At 36.1% G+C, this 13,501-nt stretch carries 10 protein-coding genes and 1 tRNA gene; 2 read left to right on the top strand and 9 right to left on the bottom strand.

All coding sequences use genetic code 11. The annotated features are described in order from the left end of the window. Positions 1-57: 57 nt before the first annotated feature. The 3 genes from ABXQ82_RS01110 to ABXQ82_RS01100 all read right to left on the bottom strand — a co-directional run bounded on the left by ABXQ82_RS01110 (position 58) and on the right by ABXQ82_RS01100 (position 3,845). Positions 58-1,209, bottom strand: a complete 1,152-nt coding sequence (locus tag ABXQ82_RS01110; RefSeq protein ID WP_367053651.1) for a GNAT family N-acetyltransferase — start codon at positions 1,207-1,209, stop codon at positions 58-60. 65 nt (positions 1,210-1,274) lie between these two features. After that, positions 1,275-1,760, bottom strand: coding sequence for a DUF1761 domain-containing protein (locus tag ABXQ82_RS01105; RefSeq protein ID WP_367053649.1), 486 nt, complete (start codon positions 1,758-1,760; stop codon positions 1,275-1,277). A gap of 90 nt (positions 1,761-1,850) precedes the next feature. Further along, entirely contained in the window at positions 1,851-3,845 is a 1,995-nt protein-coding gene (locus ABXQ82_RS01100) for a glutamine--tRNA ligase/YqeY domain fusion protein (RefSeq protein WP_367053647.1), read from the bottom strand. A 100-nt stretch (positions 3,846-3,945) separates the two neighbouring features. On the opposite strand from ABXQ82_RS01100, the gene folB reads away from it, so the two are divergent. Continuing rightward, on the top strand, positions 3,946-4,308 hold the full coding sequence (gene folB, locus ABXQ82_RS01095; protein WP_367053645.1) for a dihydroneopterin aldolase: 363 nt from the start codon (positions 3,946-3,948) through the stop codon (positions 4,306-4,308). Positions 4,309-4,385: 77 nt separating this feature from the next. After that, positions 4,386-4,457: transfer RNA gene (locus ABXQ82_RS01090), tRNA-Cys, on the top strand. Positions 4,458-4,574: 117 nt separating this feature from the next. On the opposite strand, the gene ABXQ82_RS01085 is transcribed toward ABXQ82_RS01090, so the two are convergent. The 6 genes from ABXQ82_RS01085 to ABXQ82_RS01060 form a co-directional block, all read right to left on the bottom strand. After that, positions 4,575-5,270, bottom strand: a complete 696-nt coding sequence (locus ABXQ82_RS01085; protein WP_367053643.1) for a LysE family transporter — start codon at positions 5,268-5,270, stop codon at positions 4,575-4,577. Between the two features lie 110 nt (positions 5,271-5,380). Continuing rightward, the gene (locus ABXQ82_RS01080) at positions 5,381-6,946 is read right to left on the bottom strand and encodes a T9SS type A sorting domain-containing protein (protein WP_367053641.1); all 1,566 of its coding nucleotides are present in this window, start codon (positions 6,944-6,946) and stop codon (positions 5,381-5,383) included. A gap of 398 nt (positions 6,947-7,344) precedes the next feature. Further along, a complete protein-coding gene (locus ABXQ82_RS01075) occupies positions 7,345-8,256 on the bottom strand; it encodes a glycosyl hydrolase family 17 protein (RefSeq protein ID WP_367053639.1) in 912 nt (303 codons plus the stop codon). A gap of 2 nt (positions 8,257-8,258) precedes the next feature. Further along, the gene (locus tag ABXQ82_RS01070; RefSeq protein WP_367053637.1) at positions 8,259-10,595 is read right to left on the bottom strand and encodes an MFS transporter; all 2,337 of its coding nucleotides are present in this window, start codon (positions 10,593-10,595) and stop codon (positions 8,259-8,261) included. 30 nt (positions 10,596-10,625) lie between these two features. After that, on the bottom strand, positions 10,626-12,116 hold the full coding sequence (locus tag ABXQ82_RS01065; RefSeq protein WP_367053635.1) for a glycoside hydrolase family 30 protein: 1,491 nt from the start codon (positions 12,114-12,116) through the stop codon (positions 10,626-10,628). A 122-nt stretch (positions 12,117-12,238) separates the two neighbouring features. Next, on the bottom strand, positions 12,239-13,498 hold the full coding sequence (locus ABXQ82_RS01060; protein ID WP_367053633.1) for a glycosyl hydrolase family 17: 1,260 nt from the start codon (positions 13,496-13,498) through the stop codon (positions 12,239-12,241). Between the last annotated feature and the right edge of the window lie 3 nt (positions 13,499-13,501).

Here is a 13,501-nt window from a genome sequence, read left to right as displayed (position 1 = left end):
CGAGGTCTTAAAAAACTTGCAGGTCAAATCAATTTCAGGTAATATTAAAACCTTATTTTAACTAAACGGATGACGCTCCCTCCAATCCTGTTTCGGGTTCATCAACTTAAATACTTGTTTTAAAATACCGTTCAAAACACTATTGGTATGTTTTAAATACAACACCATAGGTTTAGGTTGCGCTCCTACAGAACTCTTTATTTCCATAGCGGTTCTGGCATACACAATGGTTTCAAATTTATTCTGAATGGCAAATTTTACCATATCATACAACATATTTAAATACAATTGATTGGGGTATTGATGTTCAGAATGGTATCCCAAAAAATACGTTTCCAGCTGGGTGTTGTTCAAAATTAACGTGTAAAACCCAATCAGCTCGCCTTTTAAATAATACCCAAAAACCCTAAAATTTTCTTTTAAATGAAGCTTGTACGCGTAAAAGTGATTTTCGGGCAGTATAAACGTGTTAAATTTGGCGTTATTAGATACATTCAAGTATAATTGATGCAATTGTTCAGAGTTATCTTTAATGGTCTCCAAATCCAATTCTTGACTCCTAATTCCATTTAGTTTCTTTTTTGCGCGCTTATACCGTGTTCTGTACTTTTTGTTCAAACACTTGATATAATCTTCAAATTGAAGCCAATTATCTCTAATAGGCATGATCATATTTGGTTGTACAATAGCTTTATGGAGCTTTTCTTTTTCAAAAAACTCGGTATGCAGCATAGTATCTTCAGAAAAAAAATCTTTCAGCAATATTAACCGAATCTTTTTACTTTGTTTAGTCTTAATAAGTTGCTTAATTTCTGAAATGCCTTTAAAAATTTCTTCGTAAAATTGCGTTTTAGATACTTTTTCAGCACTAAAAAACATGCCATGTTGCCCTGTATGCGTTAAATTTCCAACTACCAGGATATTTCCTTTAAGCACCTTTGATATATTTTCCTTTAAAAAAGTTTTAATGCATGACACTTTCGTGTCTCGAAACATATCTTTAAGATAGAGCTGTACACGTTGAATTAGAGCTACACCAATCAAAGCTTCGTCTTTAAAAACGCCAATATAATACAGGTTTATATTGCTAGGAGCGGCTTCTTCTAAAGCCTTTAAATAACATGTTTTAAGAAAAATATTCTGTTCTACCAAGTTGTCCCAGTCTTGTGGAACGCTATTTATACTTTCGTAAACGTTATAGTGTATCAATATAAAATGAAAAAAGACCGAAGTTAAATAGCTTCAGTCTTTAAATATGTTAAAACTTTACAAAATTATCTCCATCCACAGATAATAGCTCCCATTATAGCAAGGGTAACAATCCAATAGCCACTATTTATGAATATATATTTAGCACTTTTGCGCTCGAACAACGCATTGGTGCCAAGAATAGGCAATACTATAAAAACACCTGTTAGAACACCATGAAAAGCACCGTGTTTAAAGGTTCTAAAGGCATCGGAGTAATCTGAAACAAAAGCTTCATAAGATGGTAAAGCTGTTGATGGGTCGCCTCCTACAAGACTAAAAGCGCCCAGTTGGTGGATAACTATTCCGGGAAGCGCAGTTGATAACAAAAACGCAAAAAATAGCGCTAGGCCGAAAATTTTCATCATGTTTCCGCCTTTTACTTGCTCATCTGTCATGCCCGCTTCCTTCATCCATGCGTTTCCAAATACTTTTGGGTTGTACCAAATAAACCCGACAACTAATGCCGAAACTGCTGCAACAAGCATTGCAGGAAAATTAAATAATTCCATATCTTAAAATATTATAGTTAGTAGTTAAATATAGCTAAAATTTTAATAGAGCGATTATTTTTAATTCCTCCCCCATTGAATTAAGAGTGATTAAAGAGACTGAGCCTCAGCCACTAATAATTCATTTTTATCTTCTTTAGCCTTTGAAATGAATTCATTGATTGCTTCGTTTTTCTCTAAACCGTTTTTAAGCAAAACACCCAATGTAATCATAGTAATAATACGTGTTCCTGATTTTTTAACCGATGTATTAAACAACGGTGCTACCTCATCATAACTCACATTTTTAGCTAATTCTTGAATTTCAGCTTTAGCCTCTGCTCGCTTATCCTCTGGCAATCTATCATACTTTTTACCATAAGATTTTATTTGCTCAATGGCAGGTCTATTATTTTGTTGTAGTTGTTTTTGCTGATTTTGATTTGTAGCTTGTTTAGGCTTTACTTTAGCCCAAGTATCACGCAAACCAACCGTTTTATTAAAAACCAATTTATCTGATGTTGCATCATCATCCACATTAAAATACCCTAAACGTTGAAACTGAAACCTGTCTCCTATTTTAGCTGCTTTCAAACTCGGTTCCACAAAAGCATCGCTAATTTTTAAGGAATTAGGGTTGATAAAATCCATAAAGTCCTTGCCTTGATGACTGTCTGGAGCTTCATCTATAAACAATCTGTCATACTCTCTAACCTCAGCTTTTATAGCATGCGCAATAGATACCCAATGTAATGTCCCTTTTATTTTGCGTTCTGTGTCTTCAGAATACGTACAATGTATTTCTGTAATGTCGCCATTGGCATCCTTTTCAACACTTTCAGCTTTAATGATGTAGGCGTTTTTAAGGCGCACTTCGCCTCCTAATTTCAATCTAAAAAACTTATTACCAGCTTCTTCTTTAAAATCTTCTTTTTCAATATATAACTCACGGGAAAAAGGTACTTTTCTAAAACCAGCATTGTCGTCTTCTTGATTATTTTCAGCATCAAGCCATTCTATTTTATCTTCAGGATAATTAGTGATTACCAATTTTATAGGGTTTAAAACCGCCATTACACGTGGTGCTTTTTTATTCAAATCCTCACGAATACAGAATTCTAAAAGCGACACATCTATAACATTCTCCCGTTTGGCGACACCAACGGTTTCCACAAACTTTTTTATTGCAGTAGGTGTGTAGCCTCTTCTACGCAAACCAGAAATTGTAGGCATTCTTGGATCGTCCCATCCGTTTACAACACCATCTTCAACCAGCTTCAACAACTTTCGTTTACTCATAATGGTATAACTCAAGTTTAAGCGCGCAAATTCACGCTGCTTAGGGCGTAACTTATCTTCATCTACAACTTGGTCTAGAAACCAATCGTAAAGCTCTCTGTGGGGCTTAAACTCCAAAGAACATAAAGAGTGTGAAATTTGTTCTATATAATCGCTTTCGCCATGCGTCCAATCATACATGGGGTAAATACACCAATTATTCCCTGTTCTATGGTGGTCTTTTTTTATCACGCGGTACATAATCGGGTCGCGCATCAACATGTTTGGGTGTTGCATGTCTATTTTTGCACGTAAAATATGTTTGCCTTCATCGAACTCGCCATTTTTCATGCGTTCGAACAAATCAAGGTTTTCTTCAACACTCCTATTCCTATATGGCCCATCAATACCTGGTTGCGTTGGTGTGCCTTTTTGTTCTGCCATGGCTTCACTAGATTGAGAGTCAACATAGGCTTTTCCTTGTTTAATAAGAAGTACTGCCCAATCGTATAGTTGCTGAAAATAATCGGATGAGAACAATTCCTTATCCCATGTATAGCCCAACCAAGCAATATCCTTTTTTATGGCATCTACATATTCTTGTTCTTCTTTTGCCGGATTGGTGTCATCAAACCTAAGGTTTACCGGTGCATTATAACTTTCGCCCAAGCCAAAACTTATACCTATGGCTTTTGTATGGCCAATATGCAAATAGCCGTTTGGTTCTGGCGGAAATCTAAAGCGCAAGTCCTCTTTAGACATGCCATTTCGTAAATCTTCTTCTATGATTTGCTCTATAAAATTGAGTGATTTTCTTTCTTCAGACATAAAAGTATGTTGCAATTCGCAGTTTCTAAATAGAAACTCATTTAATTAAACAAAAATATAGGCAAAATTAGGTAATTTTACCGACTTAAAATCAGTTGTAATGGGAATTATAAAAGTCGAAAACATTAGAATTTTTGCAAATCACGGGTGCCTAACGGAAGAAACAAAAATAGGTAGTGATTATCGTGTAGATTTACAGGTTGAAGCAGATTTACAAGCCTCGGCAAAAAGCGATAAATTAAGTGACACGGTGGATTATGTGTTTCTAAATAAAGTAATTAAAGAAGAAATGGACATCCCTTCCCACTTGCTTGAAACCGTTTGCAGACGGATCTTGGATCGTATTTTTAACGAAGATAAATTGGTAAAAAAAGCAACTGTTTGGGTAAGTAAGCTAAACCCTCCAATTGGTGGTGATGTTCAAAAAGTAACCATAAAAATGACCGATAAGCGTAAAAAGTGATTTTTTATTAATTAAAGTCCCAGAATTTTTTACATTTGTGCTCTCTTTAAGAGATTCCTGCTTCCGCAGGAAAAAAAGGCGTCGTGGCCGAGTGGCTTAGGCACAGGTCTGCAAAACCTGCTACAGCGGTTCGATTCCGCTCGACGCCTCAACAAAAGCTTTCGGTTTATTCTGGAAGCTTTTTTGTTTTACATCTTTAAAACCAATGATATAGCGGTTCTCCCAAAACTTGGAGACCGCTCGACACCCCAACAAAAGCTTTCGAGTTACTTTGGATGTTTACTCCTAATAGGATTAATTATATCTAATTTCTCTTTAATAAGTTCTTTTTCCTTTGGAAAGAAGCCCTGCACTAAAAGTAATACACCAAAACCTAGAATCACCAAAGCGATTACTTTTTTTGTTTTAAAAATTAAACGGGGCGTGAGTTTATTTTTAAGCTTTTTAGCAACTACAATTTTTATTAAATCTACCAAAAAATAAACGATAAGTATGGTTGAAAGAAATGTAACAACACCATTTTCAGATTCAGTTAGGGAGTTTCCTAAGACTATAAAAGCAACCCAACCCAGCAACACGCCAATATTTATAAAATTAAGCAAGAAACCTTTTAAAAACAGTTTTCCGTAGCCCTTTTTTATTTCAACTTTATGGTACTCTCTAACAATCTCTCGAAAGGATTTGGAGGTTTTTATAAATGAAATTAATCCATAAGCAACTAAAAGCACACCTCCAAATATTAAAAAGTTAGGATCATCTTTAATCTTCTCCATTAATTTATTTGTACTATAAAAAGCAACAATTATGAATAAAATATCGGCTAACATAACACCACAATCAAAAATTAAAGCACTTCTAAAGCCTTTGGTAGCACTAGTTTCAAGAAGCACAAAAAATACTGGACCTATAGTAAAGGCCAGTATAATACCAAATGGAATTGCTGTAATTATATCGTCAAACATCTATGTAAAATAAATCTTCTCACAAAGTAAAGAAATAAAAGCATAAACAAAAAAAGAGCGCTTTTAAAAAAAAGCACTCTTTTTAATTAAACTAAACTTTTTGAATTTAACTATTGCTTGATTAGCTTAACGCTATTAATCCCAGTCAATGTCTTTATGTGCGCAAAATAGATACCAGATTTTAAGCTAGAACCATCAATTAGTGCTTCTCTATTGTTTGGAGAAAGTCTTAACACTTGCTTTCCTAAAATGTCAAATACATTTATAGTCTCAATTTTAGCATCTTGTCCTTTAACTGTCCAATTATCCTGTGTTGGGTTAGGGTATGCTGTAAACGCTGTTTTGTTGAAATCGTCGTTACTTAAAGGATTGCCTTTGTATAAATATAGGTTATCATAGTAAACAGTTCCTAAATCAGATGAAATTATAAACTGCACCAAATCGTTTCTACTACCAGCTGTAAAACTAGACAAGGGAAGGTCTATAGATATCCACGTTCCTGGATTTGGATTAGGTAAAATATTGGCATTGGTCGCAGAATATTCTATAGCGTTAGCTTCTCCGCCTCCGCCATTCCAGTTAGAAAATTTTACATTGAAACTTTTATCCATAGTTGCTGTCTCAGTAAAAATATCCATATGGAAGTGAGTAAATGCTGTTGCATCAAATCTACCTGTTAAGAACTCTACACCCTCACAACCTAAGCCACTAACTTTTTTCACGGCATCACCACCAATACTTTCTTCAGTAGTTGTTCCTGGGCACCAAGGCGTATCATAAGTATCAACAGCAATATCAGTATATGCATCACTAAAAATTGATTTTACATCGGCTGCAGCTCTAGCGGGTGGCGTTGGCGCAGCTGTTGGAGGGCCACTGGCAAAAATATTTACGGTATAAGTTTGCATATCTGTACCATTTGAAGCAGTAACATCTACTGTGGCTGTTCCAGGAATACTAGTTGCTTGATTGATGATACGTGTTGCGCCCGCATTAGTTGTAGTAGCCAAAGTAATTTGAGGCACTACAACAGTTCCTGGTGCAACTGCATAATTATATGTAGTTGTTCCAGGTCCAAAACCTGGGATTTGAACATTATCAATTTGTAAATCGCTTAATGTTGCATCTGTTGCAGGATCTACAGCAGCTTTCCAGAAATATAAATTATCTACATATATAGCATCCGTTGTACCATTGCCACCATCAAACTTAAATTGTATGGCATTTGTTGTATCACCGGTAATTCCAGAAACTGGAATATCTACACTTATCCAAGTGTTAGCTCCTGTATTTGTAATTGGATGAGCAATTTCAGCTCCAGAACTAATTACATAAACATTAGGGTTCATGGCACTCGTTATATATATATCTACATGTAAAAATTCCATTGCCGATATATTTTGAGGAGATCCATATTGCACTCCCTGATAATTAAAATTAGGGTAGGCTAGAACAATGTTACCAGATCCTGTGTCGAATGCAGTATTTGCTGTACCAAATCCCGATTGGCCCCAATTAGGGTTAAAATCCGAACCTGCTACATCTGTATATTCACCACTAAATATAGAAATAACATCTCCTGCATTTCGCATCGGCGGTGTTGCTGGATCAGTAGTTGGTTGTGCATATCCAAAATATGCTGTGAATAATAAAAGTAATAATGTAATTTTTTTCATCTTAAATAGTTTTAAATTAATATTAATAAATTCTCAGTTTTGTTGAATTCCAAATTTAAGATGCAACCATTGATAAATTAGCATGAGATACCCATACAAAAAACATACATCTCAAAAAAAGTTCTGTTTTTTTAACAATCTATCAACAAAACCCTGTTATGGTTGATGTTTTATGGATTATCGAATGCTTTGCTAAGGCGTTAAAACCAATGGGGTTAATGGTAATGTTGTGGTAATGTTGTAGTGATTTGTAAGTTTGTATAGATTTGATTTTTAATCACTTACAAAAAGAAGCCTTAAAACATTAAATGATAATGTTTTAAGGCCTGTATCTATTGCTCATTGCACAGCAATATTTTTATTTTTAGTGATAAACTCAGACTTACTAGAATAATCTTTTACTTCCTAATCCCAATGGGGTTCCTATAAAACTTAGGCTTTTCATTTTTATCCCATAAACCCCAAAACGCACCTACATCGCCTTCGTTACCAACTTTCCATGACTCATCGAAAGATGAAAAATAAAAGATCTCGATAGCGTCTTCTTTAGACCATAGCTGAGCGTTGATGAAATACTTCATGGCATTAGCAGTTGACGGGAACGCCCCGCCTAGCCCTTCTCCTTCACTTGGCCATCCAGTTTCTGTAATAATTACTTTTTTTCCGTTTGCCGCTTTTACAGCTTGGTTATACATATCCTTCATATAAATTAAAGAATACTCAATGCTACAACCTTCCCAATATGGGTAACAGTTTGCTAAAATAACATCACAAGCTTCGGTTATTTTTGGTCTTTTTGTAAATTCATAATAAGCGTCAACATATCCAACGGGTACATTTGTAATCTCTTTTTTAACATCATAGATGAAATCCAGAAGTTCTTCTTCGCTTAAATCTCCACGATACATCACTTCGTTACCAACCGCAGCAATATCAACATAGCCATTATTTGCCAATTGTTTGAGACCTTCAATTTCTCTTTTATTAATTTCGGCATCGTCGCCCAACCAAGCTCCTACAAGCGTTTTTATACCAAATTCCTTTGCTATTTTAGGAATTAATTCGTTCCCATCTGTACAAGAAAAAGAACGGACCCACTTTGTGTAAGGTTTGATGATTTTTAAACGTCTTCTAATCTGTTTTTCTGTAAGTTGATCTCCGGGTTCCTGCCCTTCTTCATAAGGACTGGAGCATATGCCATGCATACCGTTTTTAAGTACACGTTTGAATAAGTTTTCTAACCCTTTTGATGTTTTATCATTAAGGTTGGCTCCCGAAAGAGACATTATTTTATCTGCTCTGTATGACATAATTAGCTGTATTTTGGTTGTTCATTTTTATCCCATAATCCCCATCGTTGCCCAACATCTCCTTCGTGATGCACTTTCCATGATTCATCAAACGACGAGAAATAGAACATGTCTATATTATTTTCTTGAGCCCAAGCGTTTGCTTTTATAAAGTATTTCATGGCATTTTCCTTTGAAGGCGCAGCGTTTTTAGTACTATCGCCTCTATTAGGCCATCCCGTTTCCGTGATAATAACAGGTTTTCCGTTGGCTAGATTTTTCGTGAAGGCATACATTTGCCTTAAATATGCAGACGCTTGGTTTATATTAGCACCCTCCCAAAACGGGTAGCAATTGGCCAAAATAACATCACATGCCTCCACAAGTTTTGGGTGATCGTTGTATTGATAATAAGCATCAACATATCCAACAGGAATATTTGGTATTGCCTTTTTTACTCTTTTTATGTAATTAATGACTTCGCTTTCTGATAGTTCATTTCTAAGCAACACCTCGTTACCAACTACCGCAATATCTACATGTCCTTTTTTAGCCAAATCTATGAGTGCTTTAATCTCCACTTCATTTTTAGTTTTATCACTACCGATCCAAGCACCAACCATGGTTCTAATGCCGCATTTATGGGCTACTTTCGGAATAAATTCATTACCATCAGTACAAGAAAAAGAACGTACCCATTTTGCGTAAGGTCTAACAACTTCCATTCTTTGAAGTATCTGTGCTTCTGAAAGTATATCTCCAATATCCTGGCCTTCGAGGTACGGACTAAAACATAATCCGTGTAAACCATTATTTAAAGTATCTTTAAAATGGCTTTTGATTTCTGCTTTTGATTTTGAAGTAAAATCTATGTCTGTATCCAAATCTAAATCTACGTTTGAAAACGATAATAATTTATCAATTTGATAATATGAAGGTGCTATTGGTTCAGAATCACTTTTACGATCATCAAGAGCTTTTCGTATTTCTCCAGCGCGTTCTTCCGTCACATTATAATCACGCATGACCCACATCGCGATAAGTGTTCCTGCGATAGGTACTCCAGAGAAAAACAATCTCAAACCATCAATCGCGCCTTCAGGTTGGATTTTAGCCCCAGAATCAAAACCAACGGAACTCATAATTACACCACTTAAACCTCCTGCAATGGCAAAACCAAATTTTACCATCCACCAATAAATGGCTCCAAAGGTGCCTTCTCTTCTCTTTCCTGTATTGAGTTCATCTAAATCGATAACATCGGCAGTCATTGACATCATCAGTACAAACAAACTCCCTATACCAAAGGCGAAAAAAGGCAAAGCAAATATGAACATATAGGGTTTACCTGGAATAAATAGAAACCACAACATCAAATAACCCAAAATTGATATGCCTTGAGAATAGATAAAGGCTTTCTTTTTACCCAATTTTTTTGACATTCGAGTCACTATAGGAATTACTAAAAAGGTTGTTCCCAACGCTCCCAAAGAGCCAAAAAGTGTGGGCCAAATGCCTGCTGCTCCAGCATCGCCGCCAAAAAGATGATATACAATTATAAAAAATGAAAATGCCGCAATGGTATTAAAGGCATTAAACACCAAAAACGTTGCGATACATAGTTTTCTAAAAGGTTTTAATGCAAAAGCTTCTTTAAAACCATCCAGTATTTCCTTAAGACTCCCTCCAATGGTCTTGAAGCTAAGCGGCGAGTAATCTTCATTTAAAGTAGATTTTCCCTTTATAAAAATAGCAGGAATCATAGCAAATATCATACAGGTCACACCAACCCATACGGAAAGCGTTCTTGTAGCAACATCGGCCGATTCGAACAGATCTGGATCGTACATTACTACCCAAAACCAAGGTGCGACTACCCACGCCCATTGCCCAATCCATTGTGCAACAGCCATGATATTTGTGCGCTCATGGAAATCGTTACTCATTTCATAGCCCATGGCAACGTAGGGGACACTAAAAATGGTCAACCCAAGATAAAACACAAACGACCAAAGTATAAAATACATGAAATTATAATCCACGCCATTTTCTCTGTATAGTTGCCACATAACTACAAAGGAAATGCCCATGATGATTGCACCTAAAAAAACATATTGCCTTCTTCGTCCCCAACGTGATTTTGTATTATCTGATATAAAACCCATGATAGGATCTGTTATGGAATCGAAAATTCTAGGAAAAAAATAGATCACGCCCCACATCCATCCGGGAAATCCAAGGTCTTGCACAAGCACAACCATAAAAATACCGAGTACTGCTGGAAACATTTGATTGGCAAGCATACCGACGCCGAAGGCAACTTTTTGTCCGAATGGTACTTTAGTTGTGGTTGTTGACATAATTACTTGATTTATTTTAGTTAGTCTTTTTTATAGTTTAGGAATCATAATAGTTTGGATGGCTCGCGCATCTATTGTAATTTCTACATTTTTTTCATTCAATGATAGGGTAACGGATTTTGGGATTTCAAATTCATTAAAAAGCACAACAGCAATTGAACCATCTGGGTTTTGTGCTGCAGTTACCATCAGTTTAACATCCGAGTTTTCCAATCCAATAATTTTGGCTTCTGGTCTTATGTATTTACTGAAATGCGCCATGGTATAGTAAATAGGAGTGAAGTACACTTCATCTGCATCAGGATCTACTATTACAGGCGCAACACACCAGTTTTTGAACCAGTTTGGGCCGCCTTGTCTGTCTAAAACCATATTCCAATCTACCCAACCGTCAACCCAATTATTTAAACAACCAATGATATCTCGTGCATATCTATTTACTGGTGCATATTTAGGGTGTAAGTGTTTATCTTCTGCAGATGCCCAATCCCACCCCCAATCTGTGGCTTCTTTTTTCCAGTACCATGCATCGTCTTGCCAATGTGGGATTTCAGAATCTACACAGCCTTCGGTTTCAATTAAGTATTTATTTGGTGCTTTATAGTGCGCATATTGTAATTCCTCCGGAAAATAATCATAGGTACTGTCATACCAATGAATCGCTGTACCATCAAAGTATTTTGAGGACGCTTGATCGCGGTACATTTCATCTACCCATTCTTTTAAATCTGCTCTGTTTTGATCGTAGCCTAAAATAATTTTATCGCCGTAGCCATCGGTTTCCAATTTCGGACCTAAATGAAATTGCACAAAATCGGTCATTTCCTTTGGCGAAAAATGCATGCTTTCCCAGTTATTTCCGTTTCCGTGTGGTTCGTTTTCAACCGTAAATCCCCAAATTTCAATCCCTTCAGCTTTATAAGCGTCTAAATATTTTGAAAAAAACAATGCCCAAGTGTCGTAATATTCAGGAAGTAATTTACCGCCAACCCAATTGTTATTGTCTTTCATCCAAGGCGCAGCAGACCAAGGCGATGCGAAGATTTTAAATCCGTCTTCAGATACTGCTATGGCATCTTTTATCATCGGGATTAAATCGTCCATATCTTCCTGAATGGTAAAATGCTCTAGGTTTTTATCGCCTTCAACAGGTGTATATGAGTAATTTGTTAATGAGAAATCACAAGAATTCATGTGTGTTCTGGTTAACGAATAATTAGCACCATCTTTCGCGAAATATGCCTTTAAAATGGTGTCTCTGTTTTTTTGGCTTAGCTTATTCAATAAGTAAGCTGAAGACTCCGTAAAAGCACCTCCAAACCCAGTAATGGTTTGGAAGGTTTCCTCTGGTTTTAGTTTGATGGTTACCAAACTATCAGCCGTTTGAAACTCAGAAATCTTAGTGAGTTTGTTTCCTTTTGCTGAAGTTTCAAAAACCTCAACCTGCAATTGTTTGTTTGTTTCGTTACAACTCATTACAATTAATAAAAGACAGATGATATTTAATTTTATTAGTTTCATTTTAGTCTGTTTTTGAGACCCTTCAGTCCCGAAGCTTCGTGATTTAAAACCTCGCAGGTCTTTATTTGTAAGTTTTCAGACCCTTCAGGTTTTTAAAACCTGAAGGGTCTATTTTAGGCACATTAATGTGCCAATTCTTGAGCCATTGGAGGCACTAATACCTCCTTCATTAACAATTCCTTATTTCCATTGTAGGTTTTTGTTATGGGTTTGCCATTTCTGGTCAACCCTTTAAAAACGCCTTTATCAACTAAATCCCAAATGGCATATTTTGCTTGCCCTTTTAGGTTGATCAATCCAAAGTGATTTTCAGAACCTAATGTGTTCGCGGCGTCTTTCCATTGTTCATCAAAAGCTTCAAAATAAAAACATGAAATATTGTTTTTGTTGGTCCACTCTCTAAGTAACTTATAATAGCGTCCTGATTTATACTCATCAGTTGCTCTAGAGCCGTCTTTTCCATAATGCCCGTTTGAAACCGTTGCCCAACCTGTTTCTCCAATATGAACGGGTTTATCTACACCTAAACTTTTCATATAGTTTGAAACACTATCGTGTTGTTTTTGAGCAAACTCTAAGGAACGCTGCATGGCGGCCTCGATTTTTTCGTCGTCCGTAAGATTGACTTCTTGTTCAGGAACCAACCAAAAGGCAGGATTATAGTGAGAGTTATGCATAGGATAGGTATGCATAGAAATATAATCTACTGCCTTGATGAGTTGTTCTAAATCTTTTGTATGATAACTAGGGTCTCCACCGCCCCATGACGAGAAGTCATCAGAACTGGTAATCCATAAATCTTTTGGAAGTGTTCCTTTTTTCTTTAAGTTTTGTAAATGGTTTACCCATTTTAAAATCACATTTGGACGTACAAAATAACTTGCTGCCCAATTTACCATGGCTTCATTACCTACTGCTATTATTTTAACAATGTCCGGATATTGTTTTGTCAATGCTACAGCACGGTCTATTTCTCCTGCATTTTGTTCACTTTCAACTTCGTGATTTGGTGCTTTATCTGTCCAAGCGTTTTGGCAATCAATCCATGCACCAAGCATCACATACATTTCAAAATTTGGGTCTTCGGTTTTTAATTCACTAATTGCTTTTAGTAAATTTGAAGCCTGAGCCAACTGTACATTGTAGGTTCGCAATATTCTTATTCCCATAGCAGATAGTAGTTTCATATCATCTTTCAGCTCATCTATTGTGGGTTGAATATCCCGTGTTTTTTGACGATAGCCGCCGTATGAAATCGCTAAATACTCTGGATTTCCTAAAATATCTGCTGCCGTTATTTTTTGTTTCTCTTTTGGCATATCATTACATCCTAGCATTAATATTACTATTGAAAGTGTTATAAATTTGATTCGTTTTAACATTGC

This window comes from Algibacter sp. 2305UL17-15, assembly GCF_040720935.1.
GTDB lineage: Bacteria > Bacteroidota > Bacteroidia > Flavobacteriales > Flavobacteriaceae > Jejuia.
Note: the sequence above shows the minus strand (reverse complement) of the source record. Positions and strands in the feature narration are given on the sequence as shown.